Source organism: Aeromicrobium halocynthiae (assembly GCF_039531385.1).
GTDB classification, from domain to species: domain Bacteria; phylum Actinomycetota; class Actinomycetes; order Propionibacteriales; family Nocardioidaceae; genus Aeromicrobium; species Aeromicrobium halocynthiae.
The window spans coordinates 43359-69757 of record NZ_BAAAPY010000012.1 but is presented as its reverse complement, the minus strand read 5'-3'; the positions used below and the strand labels follow the sequence as shown (position 1 = coordinate 69757).

27 protein-coding genes are annotated in these 26399 nt (G+C 66.4%); 9 read left to right on the top strand and 18 right to left on the bottom strand.

The genetic code is table 11. From position 1 onward, the window contains the following. The 14 genes from ABD213_RS15125 to ABD213_RS13670 all read right to left on the bottom strand — a co-directional run. Nucleotides 1–152: helix-turn-helix domain-containing protein (locus ABD213_RS15125; protein ID WP_425546071.1), on the bottom strand; the 152-nt coding region annotated here is incomplete at its 3' end. A gap of 229 nt (nucleotides 153–381) precedes the next feature. Continuing rightward, nucleotides 382–939, bottom strand: coding sequence for an O-methyltransferase (locus ABD213_RS13730; RefSeq protein WP_344329742.1), 558 nt, complete (start codon nucleotides 937–939; stop codon nucleotides 382–384). Between the two features lie 142 nt (nucleotides 940–1081). After that, entirely contained in the window at nucleotides 1082–2290 is a 1209-nt protein-coding gene (locus tag ABD213_RS13725) for an oligosaccharide flippase family protein (RefSeq protein ID WP_344329741.1), read from the bottom strand. Continuing rightward, entirely contained in the window at nucleotides 2287–3354 is a 1068-nt protein-coding gene (locus ABD213_RS13720) for a hypothetical protein (RefSeq protein ID WP_344329739.1), read from the bottom strand. The genes ABD213_RS13725 and ABD213_RS13720 overlap by 4 nt, the downstream gene beginning before the upstream one ends. Continuing rightward, nucleotides 3335–4390: an O-antigen ligase family protein gene (locus ABD213_RS13715; protein ID WP_344329737.1), complete on the bottom strand. Its 1056-nt coding sequence runs from the start codon at nucleotides 4388–4390 to the stop codon at nucleotides 3335–3337. The genes ABD213_RS13720 and ABD213_RS13715 overlap by 20 nt, the downstream gene beginning before the upstream one ends. A 148-nt stretch (nucleotides 4391–4538) precedes the next feature. After that, entirely contained in the window at nucleotides 4539–5678 is a 1140-nt protein-coding gene (locus ABD213_RS13710) for a glycosyltransferase family 4 protein (protein WP_344329736.1), read from the bottom strand. Beyond that, complete coding sequence (gene wecB, locus ABD213_RS13705; protein WP_344329734.1) at nucleotides 5671–6801, bottom strand: non-hydrolyzing UDP-N-acetylglucosamine 2-epimerase; 1131 nt, start codon at nucleotides 6799–6801, stop codon at nucleotides 5671–5673. The genes ABD213_RS13710 and wecB overlap by 8 nt, the downstream gene beginning before the upstream one ends. Then, nucleotides 6798–7895 (bottom strand): polysaccharide biosynthesis C-terminal domain-containing protein, encoded by a 1098-nt coding sequence (locus ABD213_RS13700; RefSeq protein WP_344329733.1) that lies wholly within the window; start codon nucleotides 7893–7895, stop codon nucleotides 6798–6800. The genes wecB and ABD213_RS13700 overlap by 4 nt, the downstream gene beginning before the upstream one ends. Further along, on the bottom strand, nucleotides 7892–8905 hold the full coding sequence (locus ABD213_RS13695; protein WP_344329731.1) for a polysaccharide biosynthesis protein: 1014 nt from the start codon (nucleotides 8903–8905) through the stop codon (nucleotides 7892–7894). Before ABD213_RS13695 ends, ABD213_RS13700 begins: the two co-directional genes overlap by 4 nt. Next, a complete protein-coding gene (locus ABD213_RS13690; protein ID WP_344329728.1) occupies nucleotides 8902–10155 on the bottom strand; it encodes a glycosyltransferase family 4 protein in 1254 nt (417 codons plus the stop codon). Before ABD213_RS13690 ends, ABD213_RS13695 begins: the two co-directional genes overlap by 4 nt. Continuing rightward, nucleotides 10152–10793 carry an acetyltransferase gene (locus ABD213_RS13685; protein ID WP_344329725.1) on the bottom strand — a complete coding sequence of 214 codons (642 nt, stop codon included), beginning with the start codon at nucleotides 10791–10793 and terminating at the stop codon, nucleotides 10152–10154. Before ABD213_RS13685 ends, ABD213_RS13690 begins: the two co-directional genes overlap by 4 nt. Continuing rightward, nucleotides 10790–11398, bottom strand: coding sequence for a sugar transferase (locus ABD213_RS13680; protein WP_344329724.1), 609 nt, complete (start codon nucleotides 11396–11398; stop codon nucleotides 10790–10792). Before ABD213_RS13680 ends, ABD213_RS13685 begins: the two co-directional genes overlap by 4 nt. Then, complete coding sequence (locus tag ABD213_RS13675; RefSeq protein ID WP_344329722.1) at nucleotides 11395–12528, bottom strand: DegT/DnrJ/EryC1/StrS family aminotransferase; 1134 nt, start codon at nucleotides 12526–12528, stop codon at nucleotides 11395–11397. The genes ABD213_RS13680 and ABD213_RS13675 overlap by 4 nt, the downstream gene beginning before the upstream one ends. Then, nucleotides 12525–14384: a polysaccharide biosynthesis protein gene (locus ABD213_RS13670; RefSeq protein WP_344329718.1), complete on the bottom strand. Its 1860-nt coding sequence runs from the start codon at nucleotides 14382–14384 to the stop codon at nucleotides 12525–12527. Before ABD213_RS13670 ends, ABD213_RS13675 begins: the two co-directional genes overlap by 4 nt. Before the next feature lie 258 nt (nucleotides 14385–14642). Here ABD213_RS13670 and ABD213_RS13665 point away from each other — a divergent pair, with 258 nt between their 5' ends. Then, nucleotides 14643–15572: a beta propeller repeat protein gene (locus ABD213_RS13665; protein WP_344329715.1), complete on the top strand. Its 930-nt coding sequence runs from the start codon at nucleotides 14643–14645 to the stop codon at nucleotides 15570–15572. 19 nt (nucleotides 15573–15591) lie between these two features. On the opposite strand, the gene ABD213_RS13660 is transcribed toward ABD213_RS13665, so the two are convergent. Together ABD213_RS13660 and ABD213_RS13655 are read right to left on the bottom strand one after the other, a co-directional pair. Then, nucleotides 15592–17340 carry a tyrosine-protein kinase domain-containing protein gene (locus ABD213_RS13660; protein WP_344329713.1) on the bottom strand — a complete coding sequence of 583 codons (1749 nt, stop codon included), beginning with the start codon at nucleotides 17338–17340 and terminating at the stop codon, nucleotides 15592–15594. Between the two features lie 85 nt (nucleotides 17341–17425). Then, nucleotides 17426–18475, bottom strand: coding sequence for an LCP family protein (locus ABD213_RS13655; protein WP_344329711.1), 1050 nt, complete (start codon nucleotides 18473–18475; stop codon nucleotides 17426–17428). 319 nt (nucleotides 18476–18794) lie between these two features. On the opposite strand from ABD213_RS13655, the gene ABD213_RS13650 reads away from it, so the two are divergent. From ABD213_RS13650 to ABD213_RS13635, 4 genes are all read left to right on the top strand, one after another. Further along, complete coding sequence (locus ABD213_RS13650) at nucleotides 18795–19232, top strand: DUF4395 domain-containing protein (RefSeq protein WP_344329710.1); 438 nt, start codon at nucleotides 18795–18797, stop codon at nucleotides 19230–19232. Nucleotides 19233–19282: 50 nt separating this feature from the next. Then, a complete protein-coding gene (locus ABD213_RS13645; protein ID WP_344329708.1) occupies nucleotides 19283–20131 on the top strand; it encodes a sulfurtransferase in 849 nt (282 codons plus the stop codon). 1 nt (nucleotide 20132) lies between these two features. Then, entirely contained in the window at nucleotides 20133–20450 is a 318-nt protein-coding gene (locus tag ABD213_RS13640) for a DUF1416 domain-containing protein (RefSeq protein WP_344329707.1), read from the top strand. Between the two features lie 219 nt (nucleotides 20451–20669). Further along, nucleotides 20670–20996 (top strand): hypothetical protein, encoded by a 327-nt coding sequence (locus ABD213_RS13635; protein ID WP_344329705.1) that lies wholly within the window; start codon nucleotides 20670–20672, stop codon nucleotides 20994–20996. An 11-nt stretch (nucleotides 20997–21007) separates the two neighbouring features. Here ABD213_RS13635 and ABD213_RS13630 read toward each other — a convergent pair whose 3' ends face one another. Together ABD213_RS13630 and dtd are read right to left on the bottom strand one after the other, a co-directional pair. Continuing rightward, nucleotides 21008–22120: an LCP family protein gene (locus ABD213_RS13630; RefSeq protein WP_344329704.1), complete on the bottom strand. Its 1113-nt coding sequence runs from the start codon at nucleotides 22118–22120 to the stop codon at nucleotides 21008–21010. A 71-nt stretch (nucleotides 22121–22191) separates the two neighbouring features. Further along, on the bottom strand, nucleotides 22192–22614 hold the full coding sequence (gene dtd, locus ABD213_RS13625) for a D-aminoacyl-tRNA deacylase (protein ID WP_344329702.1): 423 nt from the start codon (nucleotides 22612–22614) through the stop codon (nucleotides 22192–22194). A gap of 52 nt (nucleotides 22615–22666) precedes the next feature. Here dtd and ABD213_RS13620 point away from each other — a divergent pair, with 52 nt between their 5' ends. The 4 genes from ABD213_RS13620 to ABD213_RS13605 all read left to right on the top strand — a co-directional run bounded on the left by ABD213_RS13620 (nucleotide 22667) and on the right by ABD213_RS13605 (nucleotide 26314). Beyond that, nucleotides 22667–23179: a heme-binding beta-barrel domain-containing protein gene (locus ABD213_RS13620; RefSeq protein WP_344329700.1), complete on the top strand. Its 513-nt coding sequence runs from the start codon at nucleotides 22667–22669 to the stop codon at nucleotides 23177–23179. Nucleotides 23180–23183: 4 nt separating this feature from the next. Beyond that, nucleotides 23184–24128 (top strand): CAF17-like 4Fe-4S cluster assembly/insertion protein YgfZ, encoded by a 945-nt coding sequence (ygfZ, locus tag ABD213_RS13615; protein WP_344329699.1) that lies wholly within the window; start codon nucleotides 23184–23186, stop codon nucleotides 24126–24128. Next, nucleotides 24125–24649 carry an arsenate reductase/protein-tyrosine-phosphatase family protein gene (locus ABD213_RS13610; protein WP_344329697.1) on the top strand — a complete coding sequence of 175 codons (525 nt, stop codon included), beginning with the start codon at nucleotides 24125–24127 and terminating at the stop codon, nucleotides 24647–24649. Before ygfZ ends, ABD213_RS13610 begins: the two co-directional genes overlap by 4 nt. Nucleotides 24650–24724: 75 nt before the next feature. Beyond that, complete coding sequence (locus ABD213_RS13605) at nucleotides 24725–26314, top strand: sugar transferase (RefSeq protein ID WP_344329696.1); 1590 nt, start codon at nucleotides 24725–24727, stop codon at nucleotides 26312–26314. The last annotated feature ends 85 nt before the right edge of the window (nucleotides 26315–26399 follow it).

Here is a 26399-nt window from a genome sequence, read left to right as displayed (position 1 = left end):
TCTTTGGGAAGCAGCGCCGAAAGGCCGTACTGCTCGGCCTTGTCCAACCAGCCGTAGTAGGTGTTGCGCGAGACGCCGAACACCCGGCAGGCCTCGGCCACGTTACCGATCCTGGCCGCGTGCTCGAGCAACCGGACACGACGGTCGTACACAATGTCTTCGTGGGTCACGGGATGGCTTCCTGTTCTCTAGATCTCGACAATCCAGAGACTGCCTCCCGTGACCCACACCTGCGTGGAGGCTGGCCGGGTCAGGTGTCATCCCAACCCGTAATCCCTGAGCTCTAGAGGCTTTGAGTCTGGACCGTACTAATCCTGTGGCAGCCGCATGCCATGCAGGATGCGGAGCTGGCGTTGGCGTTGAGTTAGCCTGAGATTTAGCCTAGTCATCTGAAAGAAGTTGAGCCCACCGGTCCGTATCTGAAGGTGCAAGTTTCAGTTCTTGGCTTCCACGCACGATCTTTGAGTGAAGAGCCGAGAGCTTTGGGTGAAGCGATCCGTCGCCGATCCAGCAGACCGCGACCTGTGGTGTGTAGGCCTTGAAGGTGAACCGGTGATCGAACCCTTTGGCGGCTTTACGGTAAGCACGGTGCTCGAAGTCGTGAATCGCGACCAGTCCTCGCGGCTTCTCTGAAAGCACCGCTCGTATCGTCTGACTTCTCTCAGCGAAGGTCCTTGAGTCATCGATGAAAATAAGGTCGAACTGATCCAGGCCGTTCGGCACCGAAGTGCAAACCTTTTGAACAAGTCGCAAATCGAGCCGAGGGTCGGAACCAGTGCTCTCGGCCACAGTGGAAAGCCAGTCAGCGTCATCTTCCAGCGAAGTCAGTGCGGCCAAGGCAGGGAATACGCGGCGGTCCAGGAACTGTGGGGTGCTGAAGGCGCCTGATCCCAGTTCAAGGACGGATGAGATGTGCGCGACGCGAGCGAGCCCGGCCAAGACGGGTAGGTGCGAAGAGTATGGGTCGTCGACAGTTTGCCTGATTCCGAGCGCAGTTCGCCTCGCTTTAGAGGCCATCCTTCTCGAGACAGACGGCATGACTGAACTCCTAGGTAATCGTGTGACGTTGGCAGTCTTCAAACTAGGGGGCGGATTTTGCGCGAAGCGCGAGCGTCTGGCGCGCCTTCCGAACGAGAATGCACGAAAGAATAATGTTAGACCATAGAACCGCGACGGCCGCCCCGATCGCTCCAGCGACGTAGGCGCCCACAGCAACCAGTAAGAGGGTCGCCAAGCACTGGAACATCACCGCTTGAGCTGCGAATCGCTCCTGATTCCAACCCTGCAGAAGGGTGACCGAGATGCGCGTCACGACGATAACCGCCGCGTTCGCCAAATAGATTTGGATTGCGGGGATTGCTCCCTCGAAAGGACTCCCGAAAGCCCTCGGAACCCAGAGTGGCGCAAGCAGTGCGAGCGACACGAGACCAAAACCGAAGACTGACAAGACTGCAGCACCTCGGCTGCCGAGCCTGAGGGACTCCCAACTCGTGATTGACGCAGCGACCGGCAACAGCGCTGTTGCAGCAGCAGTTGTTAGCAAACTGAGAGGAGACGTCAGGCGAGACGCTACGGCGAAGAACCCCGCCTGCGTCTCAGAGGCAAACAATCCGACTACTAGGACGTCTAGGAGGAGGATCGATGGGCCTAAGGACGCCCAGCCGAAGTTCGCGGACCTCCGATACTGCCGCCAAACTTCTTGGAATCCTGACCAGGAAGAGCCCGGCTTGTGGACAACTAGGACCGAGATCAGCATAATCACCCCCGCCATGCCAGCTGCTACCGGAACAGTGTGCACCGTCAGCGATTCTGTGAATGACGCGGAAGCAACGATGAGCAGAAAGATTCCCTTTTCGCCGCCGAGAATGACTGTTGCGGCTCGGTAGTTCCTGCGCGCGTAAGCATGTGCCGTTGACAGTAGGCTCGCAGACGAACCGGCCGCAGCAAACAACACAAGCGCCAAGAAGTTGGCGCCAGCAGCTAGCAAAATCACTCCAGCAAGAATCAGCAGGAGGAGTAGAAGCAGACGTGCAGCGACGACGGATCCGAACGCTTGACTTGCTTCAGCCTCGCTCATGCCCGCCAACGAGCGAATGCGCTCAGTCGATACACCGAAGTTCACCAAGCCGCCGAAGAATTGACCGGCCGCCCATGCCGCAGCTGAGAAACCCCAGACTTCGGGACCCAATCCTCGGGTTGCGATCACCAGCGCTCCGACGGTCATCAGCGACCCCAGGCCGTTCGCAGTCGAGACCCCGATAATGCCACGGGTAAGGCCCAGAGCCTTCACGGAGCAAGCAGTCTTGAAGCGAAGCGGTCATCTGGCATCGGCAGAATCTCCGGCGGCGGGGATTGCAGGGCGCGATTCATTGCATCCACCAGCGACGCTAGCTCAAGATCAACGACAATTCCACGTTCGGTGAGCTGAGCAAACAACTGGTACTGGCTCGAGCCGGCGGCTACGAATCGAGTGCCAATGCATGCGGCCTTCCAGGCCGTCGAATTTGGCGCATGAGTGGAGTAGGCCATGACGACACAGTCGAGCTGTGAAATCACGGCGTTCATTTCCGAGTTGCTCAAGATGCGGTCCCTTGAGATGAATTCAACACTGGTCTCGGCAAGTAGATCGCGTGCGTCCGACTCTAGGCCAGCGAGCTCCGCAGAGATCGGACCGATGAAGGCTAGGCCAATTCTCCGGCTAGTTGATGCCGCAAGTACGCGGAGAGCGGTGGCAACCAGCATTGGGTTCTTGTGAGGAGAAATTCCGCCGACGATGCCAAACCAAAAAGTCTCAACTCCGAGATGGAGATCTGCAATCGAAATTGTGGTGTCCAATTCTGAGATCAACACTGGATCTGGCACAACCTTGACCGAAGTACTCGTGGGAGGACCCAACTTTCTGAGGGTGACAGACGGGCGGCGACCAAGAAGCATAATGAACAGTTGCTTCAAGCGCAGACGCAAACCACGTAAGAGCGCTGTTTGGGCTGTCCTCGCCTCCCACTGGGGATCCTGCATCACAAGCAGGTTCATCTTGATTTTCTTGAAGGAGATGAAGAGAAGGTAGTGAAGCAGGGGGTCCGCGTGAGGGACAATCAGAGTTGTGATTCCTTCGCGTCGAAGGAGTGATAGGAGATTCCGCTGGCCAGAAATAGATATGGCCCTGGCCTGCGAATCGTCAGAGTCGAAATGTCTTTGGTAAGCCTCGCTGCCGAGCGCATCGCGCGACAGAGCCACACTGAGGTCGAGCCCCTGTTCGATCGCATAATCAACCAGCCGGCGACAGTAAACCAGGAGATGGCCATTTTCGCCGGGTTCCCAGACCAAGTACTTCTCAGTTTGCATGTTGACCAAGTCCCGATCTTCCAGCCAGTGCCACAGAATTGCCAATGATCAAGGCCAGAGCCACCCAGAGCAGACGATTTCCCACAATGTCACTAGAAAACATGGAATTGATAAAAGCAAAAACAAACACACAAAATACTGGTAAGTGCAGAGGACGTTGCTCAACTGGCGCATTGTAGACGACCTTAACGCAAGAAATAATCAGCCAACAAATGCCGATCAAGCCGATCAGTCCTGCTTCGACAGCGAACTCAAGAAATAGGTTATGCGGGTACAATCCAGCCTCGACGCCGACTGGATAGAGGGGTAGGTATTCGCCGAGTTGCCCCCATCCAATGCCCAGCGGATTTGCCCAGACGACTCGGATTGTGTCGATCGCAAGGGCTGTGCGGCCGCTGTCAGAAAGCGAAAGCATCCGCTCGGTTCCTAGCTGCACCGAGGTCGATGAGAAGAACGCCACGCCTAGCGACGAAGCAGCGACTGTCAGGCTGATGCGGTTGGTTCTGGACTTCCCGGGCGCCGTGAGCAAGACGGCAAGTCCACACAGCAGCGCTACCGCAGGACCCCGGCTTCCTGTGGCCCACAGGACTGAGAGGTTGATGAGGATGATGAGAACCAAGGTCGTTCGACCCGCCAACCCCTGCACGGCGCGGATCTGGAGCAGGCACGCGCTTAGAAGAATTCCAAGTGCGGCGAGCCGTGCAGCTGATATTGGATTCTGGCCGTCTGCTGAAAGTCTAGTCATCTCAGCAGTTCCATCAGACAGGAAGACGAAGAGTGTGCCTATCGAGGAAATGGCAAGCAATGCCCAGATGAACTGGAGCATCATTCGAGGACGTTCTTGGAAGCGCGCAGCAACGACTACTAAGACAATTACAAAAAGGACTGAGAATGCCTTCTGGATGGCGTAGGCTGAATATGAAGTTATAAAGCCAGCGCCTATTAGGAAAATGAAATACCAAGGTGTTTTCACCCGAAATGATGAAGCAGCTACTGTCGTGAATGCGATCATTGAAAGTAGCGCGATGACGACCAAGAGATACATCTCTTGGAATGGTCCAAGAAGCGCAGGGGGTAGTAGATTTCCTGTGCCGTACATCACAAGACAGGCAATAGTCACAACGCCCTGGAGACGTCGGCGGTTTGGGTGCCGTCGCCCGCTCACTCGCGAAGAATTCGACCGAACTGAGCCGTCATTCATCATTAGCCGAGTGTCGTTGAAGGACTGTTTCGAGGGCCTGATGAATCAGGCGAGCTTGAACTTCCGGATTCCAGTGGGCCGCCACTTCGTCAAGACAGTTCTGTTGATCGCGTTCCCGCTGGGACAAGTCTCGCAGGAGCCAGAACCGCACAGCAGAGACCAGACCTTCACTGCTAGGAGAGACTGTGCTGCCCGTCACCCCTTGCCTGATGCTCTCCCATTCTGGCATCTGGTCTTCTGGGTCGTTGTGGCTGACGACTGGAGTGCCGTGTTGCAGGCTCTGAATCGCGGTAAGACCGACGTTCCTCGGAACAACGGTGACGTCGAGATGTCGGTACACATCAGCCAGTCGCTCGCGACTATACGCGGCACCTGGAATGTAGAGCGGTACCGAGAACCGTTCGGCCAGTGCTCGCAAGGAGCTTTCCATTGGTCCGCGGCCTACTAGGAGAACCGCAACATCAAGGCCTTCAGACCGCAACGAGGCTGCCGTACTGATCAGCTTGTCGAGGCCCTTGTTCTCACTTAAACGAATCACGGCTCCGATGCAATACTGGTGCGGGATCCGGAGATCCTGAAAATCGTCAGAATGTCGCACGGAGGAATTTTCGATGGAGTTTCGAATTACCGAAAGCTGCGACTCTTGGAAGCCCTCGCTCTTTGCGATCTGTTTGGCGTGTTCGCCGTAAAGAAGAAGATGGTCAGCCCGGCGGTAGAACCATCTTCGAAGCACATCTCGGGCGCCCTTCGGTCGCCTGTGCCAACCAATGGTCCACAGTGCTGTGGGTGTGCGAGTTAACCGCGCGACAATAAGAGCGGCCCATGTGCTCATATAGTGAGCATCGCCCGAGAATATGACCACGTCGTATCGTCGAGAGAGAATCAAGCTTACTACCCGCCGCTGCCATAATAGGGGGCCCGCCCATGTGTTTCGAATTTCAATCGTTTGCTCGAACTGATCGAAGGACGCGCTTTCGATATTACCGAAGTTTTCTGGAGATGCTGCAAATGTGAATTGAAAAAACGGCAGTCCTTCTAATGCCTGAAACACGCCGCGGCGATAGTGAGGGATTGTGGAGTAGATGACCAGCGCGCGTACATCCTTTTTCCGAGAGCATGCATCCTCAGACATGGCCTGTCGCCTTCGGTCGGATTCCGAACCAGGTGTCATTTCGTGAAGCGGTCGAGAGGACGAAGCGCGATGCTCTGAGAGAAGTGTCGCGAATCTCGTAACCAGTAGGCAATGTCACCATCGAATCATGATCACCAATTGCCAGAGTCACTGAGTCCACCAGATCATCTTGATCGAGGTCGGTCATCACGATTGCCCCAGCGTCGAGTGCTTCCGGTCGCTCGATGGATCCTCGAAGCGTGATGGCGGGGAATCCCAGCAGCGAGGATTCCTCTGAGATGGTCCCGGAGTCCGACAGCACGCACCGCGCACCCAGCTGAAGCCGGTTGTAGTCGTGGAAGCCGAACGGCTCGTGGAGTCGGATGTCGCCCTCGAAAGTCAGTTCGCCCGCCTCGATCCGCTTGCGCGTCCGGGGGTGGGTCGACACCAGGACCGGGATCTCCCACTCCTGCCAGACTCGTTCGAGGCAGTCGAGGAGCATCCGAAGGCGTTCGGGGGAGTCGACGTTCTCCTCGCGGTGGGCGCTGACGAGGAAGTAGCCCTGCTCCTCGAGACCTAGACGCTCGAGGACGTCAGAGGCGTCGATCTGCGGACGGTAACGCTCGAGCACTTCTCGCATCGGAGAACCGGTCAGCAGGATCCGTCGAGGATGCAGGCCCTCGGCGAGGAGGTTGCGACGGGCGTGCTCGGTGTAGACGAGGTTGAAGTCGGCCACGTGGTCGACGAGACGACGATTCGTCTCCTCGGGGACGTTCTCGTCGAAGCAGCGGTTGCCGGCCTCCATGTGGTAGGTCGGGATCCGCATCCGCTTGGCCATGATGGTCGCGATGCAGGAGTTCGTGTCGCCGAGGACGAGCACCGCGTCCGGCTTCTCTGCAAGCAAGACCTTCTCGGTCTCGATGAGCACTCCGCCGAGGACAGCTCCGAGGCTGGAAGTGTCGACGCCGAGGTAGTGGTCAGGCGCGCGAAGTCCGAGGTCGTCGAAGAAGACCTGGTTGAGATTGTGGTCGTAGTTCTGTCCCGTGTGAACGAGGATGTGGTCGAAGACCTCGTCGAACCTCTGAATGACACAAGCGAGCCGGATGATCTCAGGGCGGGTGCCGACGATCGTCATGACCTTCATGAAGAAGCCTCCACGGGCTCAGGGTGGGTGTCGGGGTTCTCGGGATCGAATACCGTGTCGGTCCAGAACAACGTGTACAGCTCATCATCACCGGTGTTGGTGATGTTGTGCGGCCAGAAGGTCGGCATGTCGATGGCCACCGGCTCGTCCCCGGAGACGTCGAAGTCGAGCACCTCGTCGGTGAACAGGCGTCGAAGCTGGATGCGGGCCCGGCCCCCGATGACGACGAATCGTTCGATCTTGCGCTCGTGGTAGTGCTCGCCGCGGGTGATGCCGGGGACGGTCGTGGAGAAGAATGTCTGCCCCCCGCCGCCGTGAACTTTCACCGTCTCGACAAGACTGCCGCGGGGGTCGGTCCGCTTCTCGAAGCGGATCGGCCCGCGCTGCTCGAAGGCGGCCGTCCGGTAGGTGTTGAAGAGGTCAGTGGTGAAGTCGTCGACCAGGGCGGGGATCTCACCGACGCGGTAGAGCGCGTCGAAGCCTTCCAGCATGCTCAGCACCTCGACGACACCACGGTGCTGGCCGCGCGGACGCTCCGTCCGGGTCTCCCCGACGAGTCCGTCCATCAGAGCCTGGGCCGCCGCCTGGACGTGCAGGAGCTCCACCTGGTTGTCGCTCACTTCCGGCTGGCGCCCTGAGACGACCTCGTGCACGAACGTAGCGACGAAGGAGTTGTACCCGGGTCGACCATGCTCTCCGAAGAGGTTCGGCAGCAGCACGTCGACGAAGGGAACGCCCGCGTCGGCAGCCGCGGCTCCGAGCACCTCAGCGGCGCGGCGCTTCCCAACCCCGTAGGGGTTGTCGCGTTCGGCCTGGATGCTGTTCGCGAAGATGAGCCGCGGAGGGGCCGCAGCATCGCGAGCGGCCGCAGCCACCGTCTTGGCAAGCTGGGCGTTGCCGGCGTCGACCTCCTCGTCGGTCCCGCGGTTGATGCCGGCCACGTGGATGATGGCGTCCGCATCGCGTGCCAGCGCCGACAGGCCGGAGAAGGTGTCGCGGTCGACGGCGACGACGTCGTGGTCGGTGTAGGTGGCGAGGCGGCAGCGCAGGTGCCAGCCGAGGAACCCGCCGGCACCGGTGACGAGGATCCTCATGTGTGCCTCTCCAGCTCGGCGCGGACCTCTGGCAGCGTCAGCAACAGGGATTTGACGCCCTCGATGTCGAGCTGCTCGGTGTTGTGGGAGTTGTAATCCTCGACCTCGATGTTCTCGCCGCTGCCCTCCTCCACGAAGAGCTCGTATTCCAAGCCGCGGGCGTCCAGGGGAACGCGGTAGTAGTCACCTCGGTCCTCGGACTTGGCCCGCTCCTCGCGGCCAAGAAGTGACTCATAGAGCTTCTCGCCGTGCCGCGCGCCGAGGACACGGATCTCCGGGTCGTCGTTGCCGAACAGGCTGGCCACGGCGCGGGCCAGGACATCGACCGTGCAGGCCGGTGCCTTGCGAACGAACAGGTCGCCGGGCTTGGCGTTCTCGAAGGCGTAGTGCACCAGGGAGACGGAATCGACGAGAGACATCAGGAACCGCGTCATGTGTGGGTCGGTGACGGTGATCGGCTTGTTCGAGATGATCTGCTCGACGAAGACAGGAATGACCGATCCTCGGGAGTACATGACGTTGCCGTAGCGCGTGATCGAGACGGTAGTGCCCGAATCCGGGCTGTTGCGGGCGTACGCTTGCGCGACCTTCTCCATCATCGCTTTCGACGTGCCCATCGCGTTGATCGGATAGACGGCCTTGTCCGTGCTCAAGCAGACGACCGACGAGACGCCTGCGTCCTCTGCGGCACTGATGACGTTGCTGCTGCCCATCACGTTCGTCTGCACCGCCTGGAGCGGGAAGAACTCACAGCTCGGCACCTGCTTGAGGGCGGCAGCGTGGAAGACGTGATCGACCCCGCGCACCGCGTCGCGGACGCTCATCGGGTCTCGTACGTCGCCGAGGAAGAAGCGGAGGCGGTCGTCGTTGAGCGACCGGCGCATCGCGTCCTGCTTCGTCTCGTCGCGGCTCAGGATGCGGATCTGGTCGACGTCGTCGCGAGAGAGAAGGTCACGGACCATCGTGGTGCCGAACGACCCCGTGCCTCCGGTGACCAGCGTGATGCTCATCGCGTGCTTCCTTCCCGGGCTGCTGCTCTTCTGAGCAACTGGTCCAACGCCTGGGAGCCGATCTCTCGGCTCATGTGCGTCTGGTAGTAGTCCTGTGCCGCCTTCTCGCGAGCGAGAGCCGCTTGAGGCGGTTCCAAGGTTGCCAGGCGTATCACGGCTGCGACGGCCTCAGGGTCGCCTGGTGGCGCGGTCCAGCCGGCTCCCGAAGCCTCGGCAACGTGTGCCGCGTCGCCACGGCCGATGACCAGAAGACGAGAGCCGCTCTCGAGGATCGCCTGGACCTTGCTCGGCATCGTGACAGCGAACAACGGATCATCCGCCAGACTCACGACCTGCAAGTCGGAGGCCGCCCGCAGGGCCGGCATCTGCTCGGCGGGCAGACGGCCAAGGAAACGCACGTTCTTCATGCCGCGGTCGGCGACGAGAGACTGTAGCCGGGACAGATCGACGCCGTCACCCGCCACGACGACGGTCACCTCGAGGTCCTCGAGATGCCTTGCCGCGAGAACGAGTGTGTCCAAGGCCTGCGCGGTGCCGACGTTGCCCGCGTACGTCACGATGAAGCCGTCGAGAGGTAGCGACAGTTCGCGCCGTGCCTCGCGAGGGCGATCACCGTCTGCCGACTGTCGCTCCGCGGTCCAGTTGTAGACCAAGGTGATCTTTTCGGGGGAGACGCCGCGCTCGACCAGGACTTTCCGCATGCCCGGTGAGATGACGACAACCTCGGCTGCCGACCGGTAGGTCCAGTTGCTGAACGCGCGAAGGATGCGGTCCGCAAGCCGCGACACGAAGCCCTTGCCGATCATTCCCGACGACAGGACACTCTCCGGCCAGAGGTCCTGGACGATCAACACGTAGGGAGTGCGCATCGCCCTGCGCCAGAGGGCGGGCGCCAGGGCAGCTGTGGCAGGTGAGGAGTAGACCAGGGCGACGTCCGATCGGCGGAGCACAGACCAGCCCAACGCGGTGGAGGACGCGGCCCAGGTCAGGTAGTTGACGATCCGTCGTGCTGCCGACTGGTCGTGAGAGGGGAACAGGGGGTACCGGTGAACCTCCAGCCCGTCGAGTGTCTCGCGCGACCGTCGCCATGACGTGTGGCCAGCGTGAGCGACACCGTCGGGATAGTTCGGGATGCCGGTGGCAACGACGACGTCGTGATCGAGATCCGTCAGGGCGAGCGCGATCGAGCGCGGAACCTCGACCGGCTCAGGGGGATACCACTGAGTGACGAAGGCTGTACGGACGCTCATCGGGCGGGAACACCCCTGACAGTCGCGCCCTCGGGCACGTCCCGAGTAACGCAGGCTGACGCACCGATGAGTGCGTGGTCGGAGATGCGCCGCCCCGGAAGAATGGTGGCGCTGGTGCCGATCCGCACTCCGGTCCCCACCTCGCAGTCGCCGGAGACGACAGCAGACGGGTGGACGGTCGTGAAGTCACCCAAGAGACTGTCGTGCCCCACCTGAGCGGCACGATCGATGTGGACGTAACGACCGATCTCGACATTGGTGGTGATCTGTGCGCTCGCACCGACGACCACCCCAGCACCGAGCCGGACGTCCCTTCCGATGACGGCGCGCGGATCCACCAGCGTGGCGGCACGGTCATCGCGATTGATCCGATCCGCGAGCGATCGACGAACCGCTGGGTCACCGACGGCCACAGCGAACTTGCCTTCGCCGTCCTCCAACAGAGAGGAAAGATGCTCGATCCCTCCAAGAACGGGTAGATCGATCGCCTGCGCGCGTTCCAGATTCTCCCGACTCGGCCGGTCGTCGACGAACCCAACAAGGTTCCACGAAGCGCCGGAGGCATTGATGGCGTCAACGATGGTCACTACTTCGCGGCCGAACCCGCCACAGCCCACGAGGACCAAGTCCGTAGTCATCGATTGGTCCCTTTGAACTCGTGCATCGTCTCGTGACCGGCGGCGTTGACGCCTCGGCGGCCGATCACGGGAAGGACGGTCGCTGCCAGGACCCGCAGATCCATCATCAGGGTTCGGCGGTCCACGTACTCCACATCGAGCCGCAGACGGTCTTCCCAATCGACCGCATTGCGGCCCGCCACCTGCGCCAGACCGGTGATGCCTGGCCTGACTTCGTGTCGCCTCGCTTGCTCAGGGGTGTACCTGTCCAGGTACTCGACCAGCAACGGCCGCGGGCCGACGAGGGACATGTCGCCTCGAACGACGTTCATCAGGGAGGGCAACTCGTCGAGGCTGGTGGCGCGCAACGTCCGACCGAGCCGGGTGAGGCGGTAGGCGTCGCTCTCCACGCCCTCCCCAGGGGACGCATCACGCATGGTCCGGAACTTCACGAGGGTGAAGATCTGACCATGGCGTCCAGGGCGCCGCTGTCGGAAGAGCACCGGGGATCCAAGGTCACGCTTGATCAACAGAGCGACGACGAGCTGGATTGGGGCAGTCAACACCAACAGAGCGCCGGCGATCAGCAGGTCGAAGATTCGCTTGAGAGCAGCGTCGAACCTCAACGGATCTGATCCCTGAACGTGACGAGCCGGTCGAACACGGCCTCGCTGCTCGGCGGCCCCATCGCCGAACCACTCGGCAGGGAGAGCCCGGTCTTGAAGAGGCGCTCTGACGCACCGGTGAGATACGCCGGCTGCTCGGCGTGGATCGGCTGCAGGTGCATCGGCTTCCACAGCGGACGACTCTCGATGTCATCCTTCGCGAGTGCCTCGAGCAGGTCGGTGGTCGACCACCCTGCGACGTCAGGGTCGACGAGAATCGCGGTGAGCCAGCAGTTGTCCTGGGTGTCGCCGTCCCTGCCGAAGATGTCGACGCCTGGGACTTCGGCGAACAGTTCCGCGTACGTCTCCCGCAGCCGTCGCCGTCGTCCGATCATCTCGTCCAGCCGCTCCAGCTGAGCTCGCCCGAGCGCAGCGAGGATGTTTGAAAGTCGGTAGTTGTAGCCCACCTCGCGATGCTCGTAGTGCACCGCCGGCTCGCGAGCCTGAGTGGAGAGAAAGCGGACATGGTCGGCCAGGCGCTCGTCATCGGTGAGCAGCATCCCACCGCCGGAGGTGGTCATGATCTTGTTGCCGTTGAACGAGAGCACCGCTGCGTCGCCCCAGCCACCGGCCTGCACCCCCCGCCGTGAGGCGCCGAGCGACTCCGCGGCGTCGGACAGGATGCGGACCTCGTGACGAGCGGCGACGGCGCTGATGGTTTCGTAGTCCGCACACTTGCCGAGCAGGTCCACCGGCACCACCGCCGGCACGCTCTTGCCCTGGCGGCGAAGGTCGACGATCGCTTCCTCCAGCAGTGCGGGGTCGATGTTGCCGGTCGCCGGATCGCAGTCGACGAACACCGGGGTGGCGCCGGTGTAGATGATCGCGTTGGCCGTGGCGGCGAACGTCATGGTGGCCGTGGGCACATGGTCACCCGGACCGACGCCCCAGGAGACGAGCGCCAGGTGCAGAGCAGCGGTGCCCGACGACAGCGCCACCGCGTGCTTAGCGCCGACCCGGTCAGCCATCTCCGCCTCGAACGCGTCGACGTGCGGGCCGAGCGGTGCCACCCAGCCGGAGCGCACGGCGTCGAGAACGTACCGCTCCTCCAGCTCGCCGACGTCGGGGGAGGAGAGGTAGATCCGGCTCATGGGCGCGCCTCCACATCGCGCTGGACCAGAGAGGTGCACGCCCTTCGCATGGCCGTCATCGTGGCATCCGCCGTCCCCGACGTGCTCACCCCGTCGAGTGCACCCACAGCCTGGGGCACCGAGACATGCGAGATGAGCGGGTGGATCGGTCGCTCCCCGGTTTCCTCGAGCCCGAACAGCACCTCGTGCAGCTTCTCGCCCGGCTTGAGCCCGGTGATCTCGATCGCGATGTCCTCACCCGACATCTCGATCATCTGCTCGGCGACGTCGATGATGCGCACGGGCGTGCCCATGTCGAGCACGAGCGCCTCGCCGTCGGAGCCGATCACCGCCGCCTGCAGCACCAGCTGCACCGCCTCGTCGACCGTCATGAAGAAGCGCGTCACCTCCGGGTCCGTCACAGTGACCGGTCCGCCGGCGGCGATCTGGGCGGCGAAGGTGGTGAGCACCGAGCCACGCGTGCCGAGCACGTTGCCGAACCGCACGCTCAGGTAGGTGCCCTGGGCGGTGCTGCCGCGCTCGGCGGTCAGGCCCTCGGCCAGCCGCTTGGAGTAGCCCAGCGCGTTCTCCGGCGCAGCCGCCTTGTCCGTCGAGATGTTGACGAACCGGCCCACTCCCGCGGCCTCCGCCGCGTCGAGGACGTTGCGGGTGCCGAGCACGTTCGTCTTGAGCGCCTCGGCCGGGTACTGCTCGAGCATGTTCACGTGCTTGAGGGCCGCGGCGTGGAAGACGATGTCCGGCCGATGGTGGTCGAAGACCTCGCGCAGCCGTTCGGCGTCGCGGATGTCGGCCAGCACGACGTCGGGCGACTCCAGGTCCGCACGGCCGTAGAGGCTCAAGGTGAGCGAGTGCAGGGCTGACTCGTCCCGGTCGAGCATGACGAGACGCTCTGGATCGAACTGCACGATCTGACGGCACAGCTCCGAGCCGATGGACCCTCCAGCCCCGGTGACCAGCACCCGACGAGCCGTCAGGAAGTCGGCGATGCCACTGACGTCGGTCTCCACCTGATGGCGACCCAGCAGGTCGAGAGGGGAGATGTCGCGGACGTCGGTGTGCGAGACGCGGCCGTCGAGCAGCTCGTGCACACCGGGCAACACCTTGACCTCGAGGTCGGCAGCGCGCGCGAGGTCGTAGATGCGGGTGATCGACGTCGAGTCGGCGCTGGGCATGGCGATCACGAGAGCTCTCGCGCGAGTGGTCGCCACGATCCGTTCGAGGTCGCGAGTCGTGCCCCGCACCGCAACGCCACGGTGTCGGAAGTGCTTCTTGCGCACGTCGTCATCGACGTAAGCCACCGGGTCCCAATGCTGGTGGGCGTCCCTCTGCATGCTGCGCACCAGCTCGCGACCGGCTTCACCGGCACCGGCGACGATGATGGGCACCATCGAACCGCCGGCGGGTGCGGGACGAGCCTGCGCCACCGTGGTTCGCCACAGCGCGCGGGGCCAGGCGCAGAAGACGAATGCGATGACGGTGCCGGAGATCACCGCGGTGCGAGGCACCATGAGCACCGCGAATCCGTTGACCATCGCCGCCACGACGCCAGCGCCGACGACGACGGCTCCGAGCGCGACCATCTCCTCGAACCCGCCGATGGCGTTGCGCCCCTGGTGCAGCTTCAGCACCCAGGCGAATGCCAGGTGGGCGATCGAGGCGACCGCACCGACCGCGAGAACCCCGAGGATGGGCACGCGCGCATCGGCGCCGGACATCGTCGGCGTCCACGCCAGCACGACGGTGTCCAGTCGCAAGGCGACGGCGAGATAGAGCGCTCCACACCAGGCGAGGACGTCGAGGACACTCAGGGCCGCGACCCGGTTGCGCCGCAGCAGCACGATGATCGTCGCTCGCACGTCACTCCCCTGAAATCCCCGACCCTGGAGGTACACACCGGTAATCGCGTCACACTGTACGCCGTCGGGGACCAAGTGTGGCCGGTCCGTCTCGTCCCGGAGCGTCGGACGGTTTGCGAGCACGGACGCGCCGGCCGGTGGTCAGGAGCAGTGGCGGCCCTCGACGAGCCTCGACCATACACGGGCGCAGGGATGGCTCGCGGGTTGCACGGCGTGCCCTAGCATGGCCGCACCGACGCTGGGAGGACGAGGATCCGCATGAAGAGGTCGTGGGGTCTGGCGCTCGTGGGTGTCCTTGCCGTGGCGAACATCGTCCTGATCGCCGCGCTGCTCCGGGCCGAGGTCGCGCCCAGCAGGCCGACGGCCGCCTCGCCCGCTCCCTCCGCCACGACGACCTCGCCCGCCGCTCGAGGCGACGTGGCAGCGCCCGGCGTGCTCCACCTCGCCGACGACGGCACGATCGTGCAGACCTGGCGGGGCACCTGTGCCGAACCCGGCACCACACGGCTCGAGGTCTCGACCGACGGGGGAGCCACCTTCGAGGAGCTGAGCCTGCCGCTCGTGGAGACCGCCGGGGACGAGACGTTCGCCCTGCGCACCATCCTCGACGTCACCGCGGCCTCCGCCGACGGCATCACACTCGTGGGGAACGACGACCAGTGCGGACAACAGGTCTGGAGCACCGACGACGGGGGCAGCACCTGGGACCGGACCGATGGCTACGGGCAGTGGTTCGTGCCTGCATCCGAGGACGAGGTCGTCACACCGCTCGGCGTCACCAGGCCGGGCTGCGCCGTCCGAGACGTCGACGCCATCAGCGAGGTGAACGCCAAGGTCCTGTGCCGCGACGGTCAGCTGCTCGGCACCAACGACGTCGGTGAGACGTGGATCCTGCTCGGCGCGCTCGACGGTGCCAGCGACATCGCCTTCACCACGATCAGCGAGGGCGTTGCCCTCGCTCCGGCCGAGGGCTGCGAGTCCGCCGTCCACGGCTCCGTGGACGGCGGCGAGACCTGGGAGGTGCGGGGGTGCGCCGACGAGTCCGTCGCCGCCGGGAGCCTGCTGCGTCGCGGGGCACTATTGCTGCTGAGCCTCGAGGCAGGCGGCATCGTCGTCAGCGACGACGACGGCCGGACGTGGGACGTCGCCGGAGCCGAAGAAGCCACGTCCGGCGACGAGGACTCCTAGCGGTCGCTTCTTGCTGCCGTCAGACGTCTCGGCGACGACGGGTGCGCGGCGTACCTGCCGGCACCTGCCGGTTGCGCTGGACGGGCGACGATCCGGTGTCGTCACTCGAGGTGTCACGTGGATGACTCGGGACCTCGTCGACGGGCTGCGCCCGCAACGGTGCCCGGCGAAGCGCGCGGGACCGGTCATCTGAGGACTGCGGGTCCCGTCCGCCTCGACCGGTGGAGTGGCCCGCGGGTTCGTCCACCGGCGGGACGCGCTCGCCGGTCGGGCGAGCTCCGTCCTCCGGTACATCGTCAGTCTCGGTCAGCTGGTCCCACTCAGGCGCCGCCGCGGGCGTGCGACGCGAGCGTCGGCCCCCAGGCGTCACAGCTCCCCGCGCCTCCAGCAGGTTCGCACCCGAGCCCGAGCCCGACCCGTAGCCGTACCCGTACCCGTACCCGTAGCGCGACCCCTTCTTCGCCGGCGGCGTCATCGTCGTGATGGTTCCGAGCAGAGCCGCGCCCACGGAGGCGAGGCGATCTGCCGATCCACGCACCTGGTCGGTCGTGGTGCTGTTGTGCCGGACCGTCAGCAACGCACCGTCGGCCTGCGCTGCCAGCAAGGCGGCGTCCGCCACCGGCAACAGCGGCGGAGCGTCGATCAGGACGATGTCGTAGGCCTGGCGCACGTCGGCCAGCAGCGTCGACATCGCCTCGGACTGCAGCAGCTCGGCGGGGTTGGGCGGGGTGGCGCCCGCCGCGAGGACGTCGCAGCCCCAGGGGGTCTGCTGCACCGCGTCACGCCAGGTGATCTTGCGCAGCAGGACGGTGGTGACGCCCACGGTGCCCACGACGTCGAGGTAGGAGCTGGCCTTGGGCTTGCGAAGGTCGGCCTCGATGAGCAAGGTCCGGTAGCCGGCGTTCGCGAGCGAGACCGCCAGGTTGGCCGCCGTCACCGACTTTCCCTCGGACGGCATCGAGCTGGTGACGACGAGGACGCGGCTCTCGGCGTCGACGTTCACGTACTGCACGTTCGTACGCAGGACGCGGTAGGACTCCGCGCGCGCCGAGTGCGTGTCGTCGGCGGGCGCGATCGGCTGGCCGGACACCTTCTTGTCGAACTCCGTGTGTCCGAGGGCAGGCGCTCCACCGGCGGCCTCCGCGAGGTCGGCCGGAGTCTTGATGCGGGTGTCGAGGACGTCGCGCAGGACCGCCAGACCGACGCCGAGCAGCAGACCGAGCACGAGCGCCAAGCCGACGTTGCGCACCGGTTGCGGTGAGACCGGGGAGGTGGAGACGGTCGCCGGGTCGGTGATGGAGGCCTTGACCGGAGCAGCGGTGCGTCCCGGGGGGGTCTCGAGCTCTGCGATGTACTCGGTGAACACCTCGGCGGTGGTCTGCGCGATCTGTTGCGCCCGTTCCGGAGACGGATCGGTCGCCGAGACCGCGAGCACCACGGTCTCCGGCTCCACCGTCGCGCTGATCTGCTCGGCCAGAGACCGCGCGCCGGAGCCGGGCTCGCCCAGCTCGTCCAGGACCCGCCGGGCCATCTCCTCACCGGTGATGAGACTCGCGTACGACGTCACGCGCTGCTGTGTGAACAACCCGCCCTGGTAGGCGTCGGAGCTGTTGGACTCCGGCGTCGAGATGAACATCCGCGCCGTGCTCTGGTACTGCGGGGTGCTCGTCAGCGTGAGCGCAGTCGCCGCGCCGAGGGCGACGAGCGCGACGGCGGTGATGAGGATCCAGCGCTGTCGCAGGATCCTCAGGTAGTCGCTCAGCTCCATGGTGGTGCCCTCGATTCATCGGTGTGGCGTCGGGTCAGCGTAGAACAACGGTGCCGCAGTCGTGGGGCACCGCTGGACCGGCGGGTCAGTCGACCTGGTCCGAGGGAGGCAGCAGCACGTCCGGGTTGTCGGCCAGGAACGCCGACAGGTTGCCTGCCGCCACTGCGTCGTACAGGCGCTGCCCCTCGACGTCGTCGAGCCGCACGATGCTCCCGGCGGTCGGATCGGTGTCGGTGCCGATGACCGGCACGGTCATGAACGTGATGTCCGACGGACGGATCGACCGCATCGAGAACGCCAAGGAGCGGATCTCTCCGTTCGACCACTCCTCGTCGACCGCGACGCTCTCGCTCACCGCGTCCACCGTGCTGCGCAGCTTCAACGGGTTGGACAGGGTGCCGCGACTCAACGTCTGCGCGACGATCGCGCGGAGGAAGTTCTGCTGGCGCTGGATGCGGCCGAAGTCGCCACCGGCGACGGAGTAACGCTCCCGGACGTAGTCGAGCGCCTCGTCGCCGTCGAGGGTGCTCGTTCCCTCCGGTGTCGGCACCGTGACGCCGCCAAGGGCGTCGGTGATGTCGCGGAACCCGTCCCAGTCGAGCATCGTGACGTGGTCGACCCGAAGGCCCGTCAGGTTCTCCACCGTGGAGACGGCGCCCGACGGCCCATGCAGGGACAGGGCGGCGTTGATCTTGTCCGGCCCCGTCAGGTCGCCGCGCTCGTCGTAGATCGGGACGTAGCTGTCGCGCGGGATCGACATCACCACGGCACCGTCGCGGTCGGCCGGCACGTGCACCAGCATCGTCGTGTCGCTGCGGTACTTGCCTGTCGGCCAGTCGCCCGACGCCGCGTCCTCGAGGATGCCGCGGCCGTCGGAGTTGCGCTCGCTGCCGGCGTCCGTACCCAGCAGCAGGATGTTCAGGTCCTCGCCCTGGCCGGCCGGCGGGCGGTCCTGCTCGTCGAGCGTCACCTGCAGGCGGTCGATGTTGCCCAGGCTGCTGTTCAGCCACAGGGCGAACGCGAGCACCACCACCAGCAGGAGCAGGAACAGCCCCATCACCGATGACAGCGCCGGATGGCGGCGCACGAACCCCCGGCGCTCGTCGTCGGTGGGGGCGACGTCGCGTCGACTCATGTCACTCTTCTCCTGGCCGACGGTGACGGGTTCGGGGACGAGCTCGGCCTGGCCGCCCCGGTCGATGGTACGTGGGCGTGGCGCGACGCGGTTGCCGCTCCGCCCGGTTGCGGCCCCGTCTCATCAATTGGGACGGGTGTCCATGCAGCGAGACACATCCGGTCGTGCCGCGCTCGCCGAACTACGGTGAGCACGTGCTCATGACGACGCATCTGACGCGACGCCGCGCGGTGGACCACTGCCGCACGCGATCGTCGCTGTGTCCGGCTCCCTGAGCCGACCGTCCGCGCCGCCCGGCGCCATCCCCAGGAGCCCTCGCATGTCCCAGCCCGACCGCGTCGACCCGCGCGCCCTGCGCTTCAACGCCGCCCTCACGTCCGTCGTGCTCGCCGCTGCCCTCCTGGCGCCCGAGCCGGTGGCGCTCACGCTGCTGACCGCCCAGGCGCTGGTCTTCGCGCTCTCGGCGTTCGTCGACCTGCGACTCTCGCCGTACTCCCTGCTGTTCCGCGCCCTCGTGGCCCGGCGCCTGGATGCGCCGGCCGAGCTCGAGGACTCCCGGCCGCCGCGCTTCGCGCAGGTCGTCGGACTCGTCTTCGCCGTCGCGGGTCTTGTCGGCCTGCTCGCCGGCGTCGGCGCCCTGTTCTACGTGGCGACGGCGTTCGCGCTCGTCGCCGCCCTGCTCAACGCGACCGTCGGCCTGTGCCTCGGTTGCGAGATGTACCTGCTCGTCCGGCGTCTCCAGCCGGCACGCAGCTGAACCACCCACCCACCCACCGCCCCCTCGGGGGCTGATCACGGAGGTCACCCATGAGCCGCGAATCCGCGCTCGTCACCGCAGACTGGGTCGAGGAGCACCTCGACGACCCGTCGGTCGTCCTCGTCGAGGTCGACGAGGACACCGAGGCCTACGACCGGGGCCACATCCCCGGCGCCATCACGCTCGACTGGAAGAAGGACCTCCAGGACGGCGTCCGTTACGACTTCGTCACCAAGGAGCAGCTCGAGAAGCTGCTCGGTGACAAGGGCGTCGGCAACGACGACACCCTCGTCTTCTACGGCGGCAACAACAACTGGTTCGCCGCCTACGCGTACTGGTACCTCAAGTACTACGGCCACCAGAACCTGCGCCTGCTCGACGGCGGCCGCAAGAAGTGGGAGCTCGACGCCCGCGAGCTGACCTCCGAGGTCCCCTCGCGCGAGGCCACCACCTACACCGCGTCGGAGCCCGACGACTCCATCCGCGCCTTCCGCGACGAGGTCGTCGAGGCCATCGGCGTCAAGAACCTCATCGACGTGCGCAGCCCCGACGAGTACGCCGGTCGCCTTCTCGCCCCGGCGCACCTGCCGCAGGAGGCCGCGCAGATCGCCGGTCACATCCCCACCGCCGGCAACGTGCCGTGGAGCAAGGCCGCCAACGACGACGGCACCTTCCGCTCCGACGACGAGCTCAAGGAGCTCTACGCAGAGGTCGGCTACGACGAGGCCAAGGACACCATCGCCTACTGCCGCATCGGTGAGCGCAGCTCGCACACGTGGTTCGTCCTGCACGAGATCCTCGGACACCAGAACGTCAAGAACTACGACGGCTCCTGGAGCGAGTACGGGTCGCTGCGCGGCGTCCCGGTCGCTTTGGGCGACGAGCGCGGGGAGGCCTGACATGTGCGGAGCGATCAAGGGAGGCCCGAGCCTCGAGGGCGTCGACGTCGCCCACCAGGCCGTCATCCAGGGCGTCGTCGTCCGCGGTGACGACCCCGTGCCCAACGCCTACGTGCGCCTGCTGGACCGCAACGGTGAGTTCACCGCCGAGGTCCCGACGTCGGCCACCGGCCAGTTCCGGTTCTTCGCCGGAGCGGGGGAGTGGACGCTGCGCACCCTCGCGCCGCGCTCGGAGGCCGTCGACACCACCGTGACGGCAGCCATCGGAGTCGTCGCGGAGGCCGTCGTCGACCTGCAGAAGGTCAGCGTCCACGCCTGAGCGTCGACCACAGCAGGGGCCCGCCGGAGGATCGGCGGGCCCCTGCTGCGTCCGCGACGACCCCGTGGCACCGTCGCCCAGATTCCTCGCCGTCGGGCCATGGCCTTTGCCGGGCACACCCGTTGGAATGGATGACACGGGTGGTCCGCCGACCGCGCAGACCGCCAGGTCGACAGCAGCGTGCGGACACGGTCCGCGATCACGATCAGGAGCTCGGACATGAAGAAGCACACCCTGGGGGTCGTCTCCGCCCTCCTCGCCGCCATGGTGGTGCTCCTGCCGGGCCACGGTGCCCACGCCGCCCAGGATCCGTACCAGGACGCCATCTGCTCCGTCGGCCTCAGCGCACCCCGCGTCGTCAGCGGGCAGAGCTTCACCGTCACCGTCACGGCCGACCGGCCGGCCGACCTGAGCGTCACCTTCAGGGGCGAGACGCGCAGCCGGGCGAACGCCGCGCCGGGGCAGGACGGGCGTCCGGTGCTGACGACGACCCCCGGGATCGCACCGGCCGTCAACGACGTCCGCTCGCCCAGCGCGTGCCGGTGAGCGGTCGGCGGTCAGCCGATCTGGTCCTCGTCGGCCAGGGTGTCCTCGGGATACCGCTCGATGTAGTCGCGCACGCGATCGCGCGCGACCGCCTCGAACAGCTCCGCCGACCGGGCCTCGTCCAGCCGGACGACGTTGCCCAGCCCCGGGACGTCCTCCGTCGCCGCGACCGGTGCCGTGAGGAACGAGACGTCCTCGGCGCGCGTGCCGCGCAGCGCGAGCGCGAGGGCGCGCATGTCGGCGGTGCTCCAGTCCTGGTCGACCGTGAGGTTGCGCGTCACGGCGCCCAGGGTGCGCGTGAGACGGACGGGATTGCTCGTCGTGCCGCTGGCGAGCATCTCGTTCATGAGCGAGCGCATGAAGTTCTGCTGGCGGGCGATGCGGTCGATGTCGCCGCGCAGCAGGCCGTACCGCGTGCGGACGTAGGCGAGGGCCTGCTCACCCTCGAGCACCTGCTCCCCGGCCTCCCAGCTGACGCCCTGCTGCGGGTCGCGGAACGACTCGGGGATGGTGACCGGGACGCCCCCCACGGCCGAGGACAGGTCCTTGAACCCGTCCCAGTCGATGATCGCCAGGTGTGCCATGTCCAGGCCGGTCAGTGCCTCGACGGTCGTGATGGCGCCGTTCGGCCCGTACTCGGAGAAGGCGGCGTTGACCTTCTGCTCCGAGGTCGGCTCGCCGTTCTCGTCGTAGATCATCGTGAGCGTGTCCCGCGGGATCGAGACGATCTGCACGCTGCGACGGTCGGCGGCGACGTGGACGACCATGATCGTGTCGCTGCGGTACTTGCCGCTCGGCCACTCCGCGGCGGCGGTGTCCTCGGCGATGCTGGTGCCGCGCTGGTCCCGCGACTGCGGCTCGCCCGCGTCGGAACCGAGCAGGAGGATGTTGATCGCCTCGCCGGCGTCAGGATCCGGCCGGTCCAGCAGCGATCCGGTGTCGACCCTGTCGACGTCGCCGAGCTGGGAGTTCAACCAGTACGCGTAGCCGGTCACGACGGCCAGGAGCAGGGCGAGCGTCGTCCCGACGGTGACGACGGCGCGGCGGTGCCGACGGTGGAAGGGCGGACCACCGGCACGGCGCTTGCCCGCGACCTGCCGGTGCGCGCGTGACGGTCGCGCCATGGATCTCCCGATGGTGAAGGGCGTCTCCGCCGTAACCCACCCATCGTAGGGCGAGAACCTGAGGGCCCGTCTCAGGTCTCGACGATCAGCGTGACGGGCCCGTCGTTGACCAGGTGCACCGCCATGTCGGCCCCGAAGACCCCTTCCGCCACCTCGACGCCCTCGCCGCGCAGGGCCGCGCAGAAGGTGTCGTAGAGCGGCTCGGCGACCGGGCCGGGGGCCGCGGCACCCCACGACGGTCGCCGTCCCTTGCGGGTGTCGCCGTAGAGCGTGAACTGGCTGACGACGAGCACCGCGGCCCCGGTCGTCGCGACCGATGCCTCGTCCCGCAGGATGCGCAGGCCGTGGATCTTCGCGGCCAGCGCCCGGGCACGGGCCTCGGTGTCGTCGTGCGTGACGCCGAGCAGCACGACGAGCCCGACATCGATCGAGCCGACCGTCTGCTGCTCCGCCTCGACGCGAGCACTGCTGACTCGTTGGACCACGGCGCGCACTGCCGCAGCCTACTGGTCGGCGCGGCTTCGGCCTGTGGATACGATCGAGTCCATGGCCTTCGAGATCCCCGACGACCTCCACCCGGACGCTCGTCCGCTGGCCTGGCTGCTCGGCACGTGGCACGGCAGCGGCCGCGGCGAGTACCCGACGATCGAGGCCTTCTCCTACGAGCAGGACGTCGCCATCGCGCACGACGGCCGGCCCTTCCTGCACTACTTCAGCCAGACCTGGATCACCGGCGACGACGGAGAGCGTCTGCGTCCGGGGGCTCTCGAGACCGGGTTCCTGCGCCCCGCCGGAGACCCGCCGGAGGGAGAGGGCACGGCCGTCGAGCTCGTCCTCGCCCATGCCACCGGCTACGCCGAGATCTGGTACGGCGTCGTGGACGGGCCCCGGCTCACCCTCGCGACCGACATCATCGCTCGCACCGAGACGGCCAAGGAGTACACCGCGGGCCAGCGGATGTACGGGTTGGTCGAGGGGCACCTGATGTACGCCTACGACATGGCCGCGGAAGGTCAACCGATGCAGTCGCACCTGTGGGGGAAGCTCGCCCGTGCCTGATGATGTGAGCGCTGCATGGCGCAGCCCCCTGCTCGACCTCGACGGCGCGGTCGAGGCCGATCCGCCCGACGCCGGCGTCGCCGCGCACTACGGTGGCATCGCCCGCGAGCAGCGACGCCTCGAGGCGGGGGAAGGCTTCGTCGACCTCTCCCACCGCGACGTCGTCACGATCCACGGTCCCGACCGTCTCACGTGGCTGCACTCGCTCACCACGCAGCACCTCGTCGACCTCGCCCCTGGCGTGCCCACCGAGGTCCTGCTGCTGAGCCCGCAGGGACGCATCGAGCACGGGTTCGCCGGGATCGACGACGGTGAGACCTTCCGCGCGCACACCGAGCCCGGTGCCGGAGCAGCGCTCGTGGCCTTCCTGGACTCGATGCGGTTCATGATGCGGGTCGAGGTGGCCCTCGCCCCAGATCTGGCAGTCGTCGGCCTGCCCGGCCTGCAGTGGCGTCTCGTCGAGCGCGACGCCCTCGGGGGTCTCGTGGACGAGCTCGGCGCCCCCTCGGGAACCTGGGCCTGGGAGGCCTTGCGGATCGCCGACGGACGCGCTCGCGTCGGCCTCGACACCGACGACCGCACCATCCCGAACGAGGCGGGCCTGCTCGAGCGCGCCGTGCACCTCGACAAGGGGTGCTACCGCGGTCAGGAGACCGTCGCGCGCGTCCACACCCTGGGCCGTCCGCCGCGACGCCTCGTGCTCCTGCACCTCGACGGCTCGGCCGAGCACCTGCCGTCCGCGGGCACGGAGGTGTTGCTCGGTGAGAAGGTCGTGGGGTCCGTCGGCAGCTCGGCTCGCCACCACGAGCTCGGACCGATCGCGTTGGCGCTGGTCAAGCGCAACGTCGACGTCGCCGCGACGCTCCTGGCCGACGGGGTCGCCGCGAGCCAGGAGCCCGTCGTGGACCCCGAGGTCGGGTTGCACGTGCGTGCGCGGTTGGACGGATGAGGCAGCGCTTCGCGATCCTCGTGGTCTGCACCGCCAACATCTGCCGCTCGCCCCTCGCCGAGCTGCTCCTCACCGACCGGCTCGACCCACGACGCTTCGAGGTCGCGAGTGCCGGGGTCCGCGGGTGGCGGGATCACCCGATGGACGACGCGGTCCAGCAGGAGGCGCGTCGTCTCGGGCTCGACCCCACCGAGTTCCGGTCGCGCCCGCTGCGGGCCGAGCACATCGCCTCGGCCGACCTCGTGCTCACCGCCACCAAGGAGCACCGCGCGGGTGTCCTCGAGCTCGTCCCCACGGCGCTGCGCCGGACGTACACGCTGCGGGAGTTCGCCGCCGTCGGGTGCGAGGTGCCCGTCGCGGCGCCCGAGGAGGTCGTCGCAGCCGTCTCGCGCAACCGCAGCCATGCCGGACCCGACATCGACGTCCCCGACCCCTTCCGGGGTGACGCCGCCGCCCACCGGCTGGCCGCCGACCTCATCGACGCGGCCACCGACGGCGTCGTGGAGGCGTTGGACGGGTGACCTCGTCGCCGTAACCTTCGCCCCGGCCTCCCGTTGGTCCCAGCAGACCCTCGCAGGGTCCGAAGGGAGCACGAGGTGAGCCAAGGACTGGGCGACCGGGCACCGGTCCAGGCCGCGCGCGCCCCCTCACCCTTGCCCCACGAGATCGAGCGGCTGCCACGGAGGCCACGCGTGCTCCCCGCGCTGGAGCTCCCCGACCCGTCCGTCCCGGCTCCGCCGCCACGCACCGTGACGGGCGGACGGCGACGCTGGCAGCGCAAGCTGGCGCGTTCGATGGCCGTGACCGACGCCCTGTCGGTCCTCGTCGCGGTCTCGACGGCTTTCGTGGTCGTGATCCTGCCGCAGGCAGGCACGGTCGTCCCGCCCGCGGGCGACTACGTTCTGATCAGCATCGGCCTGGTCGCGGCCTGGTTGCTCGCCACGTCGCTGTACCGGACGCGCGACCACAAGCTTCTCGGCGCCGGCCCCGCCGAGTACCAGGCGCTCGCACGAGCCACCTTCTTGGTCTTCGGGTGGACGGCGATCGCCTCGCTCGTCTTCACGTGGAGCCTCTCGCGCGGCTTCCTGGTCATCGCCCTCGGGCTCGGCTTCGCGCTGTTGCTCCTGACCCGCAAGGCGTGGCGGCTGTGGCTGCGGTCGCGGCGCAGCCACCACCGCCTCGTTGCCCGCACCCTCGTCATCGGCGGCGTCCGCAGCGCCCGCACGATGGCGTCGCGGTTCTCCGCCGACCCTGCGAACGAGTTCGCGGTCGTCGGCCTCTGGGTCCCGGACCGCACCGCCGTCCCCGGTGAGGCCATCCACGTCGAGGAGACCGAGATCCCGGTCCAGGGCATGGAGACCCCTCTGCCGGCCATCCTCGACTGCGGTGGCGTCGACACCGTCGTCGTCACCGACACCGAGCACCTCGGCAGCGACGGCATCAGCGAGCTCGCCTGGGAGCTCGAGGGTCGCGACATCGACCTGCTCGTCGCTCCGAACATCGCCGACGTCGCCGGTCCTCGCATCCACGTCGACGCCCACAGTGCGATGCCGCTGATCTACCTCTCCCGGCCCACCTACTCCGCCGCAAGGACGCTGCGCAAGGCCGCCTTCGACCGTGCGATCGCCCTCGGCGTCCTCCTGGTCAGCCTGCCGGTGCTCGTCGTCGCCGCCCTGGCCGTGCGGCTGTCCGGAGCGGGCCCGATCTTCTACCGGTCCGAGCGCATCGGCGCCGGCGGTGTGCCCTTCCAGATGATGAAGCTGCGCACCATGGTCGACGGTGCGGACCGCATGCGCGCCGCGCTCGAGGTGGACCACGACGGTGCCGGTCCGCTCTTCAAGAAGGTCGACGACCCCCGGGTCACGCCCGTCGGACGGTTCCTGCGTCGCTACAGCATCGACGAGCTGCCCCAGTTCATCAACGTGCTGCGCGGGGAGATGAGCGTCGTCGGGCCGCGTCCGCCGCTGCGCTCGGAGGTCGACCTCTACGACGACACCGTTCGTCGTCGGCTCCTCGTCAAGCAGGGCATCACCGGCCTGTGGCCGGTCAGCGGCCGCTCGGACCTGTCGTGGGAGGACTCGGTGCGGCTCGACCTCACCTACGTCGAGAACTGGTCCATGCTGCGCGACCTGCACATCATGGCCAGGACGGCGAAGGCCGTGCTGTTCGCGCGCGGCGCCTACTGACCGAGCGCGGCACCCGTCCCCACCGGTGGGCCGGTCGGGACGATGGGCGAGAATGGGCGTGGCTCGTCGACCTCGCGAGTGCCGA

What these genes read in the sequence shown, in the direction of transcription:
- ABD213_RS13660 (WP_344329713.1), bottom strand. Translation starts at nt 17,340, where the DNA reads ATGGAGCTGAGCGACTACCTGAGGATCCTGCGACAGCGCTGGATCCTC.
- ABD213_RS13715 (WP_344329737.1), bottom strand. Translation starts at nt 4,390, where the DNA reads ATGTATCTCTTGGTCGTCATCGCGCTACTTTCAATGATCGCATTCACG.
- ABD213_RS13650 (WP_344329710.1), top strand. Translation starts at nt 18,795, where the DNA reads ATGTCCCAGCCCGACCGCGTCGACCCGCGCGCCCTGCGCTTCAACGCC.
- ABD213_RS13700 (WP_344329733.1), bottom strand. Translation starts at nt 7,895, where the DNA reads ATGAGGATCCTCGTCACCGGTGCCGGCGGGTTCCTCGGCTGGCACCTG.
- ABD213_RS13685 (WP_344329725.1), bottom strand. Translation starts at nt 10,793, where the DNA reads ATGACTACGGACTTGGTCCTCGTGGGCTGTGGCGGGTTCGGCCGCGAA.
- ABD213_RS13695 (WP_344329731.1), bottom strand. Translation starts at nt 8,905, where the DNA reads ATGAGCATCACGCTGGTCACCGGAGGCACGGGGTCGTTCGGCACCACG.
- ABD213_RS13675 (WP_344329722.1), bottom strand. Translation starts at nt 12,528, where the DNA reads ATGAGCCGGATCTACCTCTCCTCCCCCGACGTCGGCGAGCTGGAGGAG.
- ABD213_RS13710 (WP_344329736.1), bottom strand. Translation starts at nt 5,678, where the DNA reads ATGTCTGAGGATGCATGCTCTCGGAAAAAGGATGTACGCGCGCTGGTC.
- wecB (WP_344329734.1), bottom strand. Translation starts at nt 6,801, where the DNA reads ATGAAGGTCATGACGATCGTCGGCACCCGCCCTGAGATCATCCGGCTC.
- ABD213_RS13610 (WP_344329697.1), top strand. Translation starts at nt 24,125, where the DNA reads ATGAGGCAGCGCTTCGCGATCCTCGTGGTCTGCACCGCCAACATCTGC.
- ABD213_RS13645 (WP_344329708.1), top strand. Translation starts at nt 19,283, where the DNA reads ATGAGCCGCGAATCCGCGCTCGTCACCGCAGACTGGGTCGAGGAGCAC.
- ABD213_RS13655 (WP_344329711.1), bottom strand. Translation starts at nt 18,475, where the DNA reads ATGAGTCGACGCGACGTCGCCCCCACCGACGACGAGCGCCGGGGGTTC.
- ABD213_RS13630 (WP_344329704.1), bottom strand. Translation starts at nt 22,120, where the DNA reads ATGGCGCGACCGTCACGCGCGCACCGGCAGGTCGCGGGCAAGCGCCGT.
- ABD213_RS13635 (WP_344329705.1), top strand. Translation starts at nt 20,670, where the DNA reads ATGAAGAAGCACACCCTGGGGGTCGTCTCCGCCCTCCTCGCCGCCATG.
- ABD213_RS13690 (WP_344329728.1), bottom strand. Translation starts at nt 10,155, where the DNA reads ATGAGCGTCCGTACAGCCTTCGTCACTCAGTGGTATCCCCCTGAGCCG.
- ABD213_RS13665 (WP_344329715.1), top strand. Translation starts at nt 14,643, where the DNA reads ATGAAGAGGTCGTGGGGTCTGGCGCTCGTGGGTGTCCTTGCCGTGGCG.
- ABD213_RS13620 (WP_344329700.1), top strand. Translation starts at nt 22,667, where the DNA reads ATGGCCTTCGAGATCCCCGACGACCTCCACCCGGACGCTCGTCCGCTG.
- ABD213_RS13640 (WP_344329707.1), top strand. Translation starts at nt 20,133, where the DNA reads ATGTGCGGAGCGATCAAGGGAGGCCCGAGCCTCGAGGGCGTCGACGTC.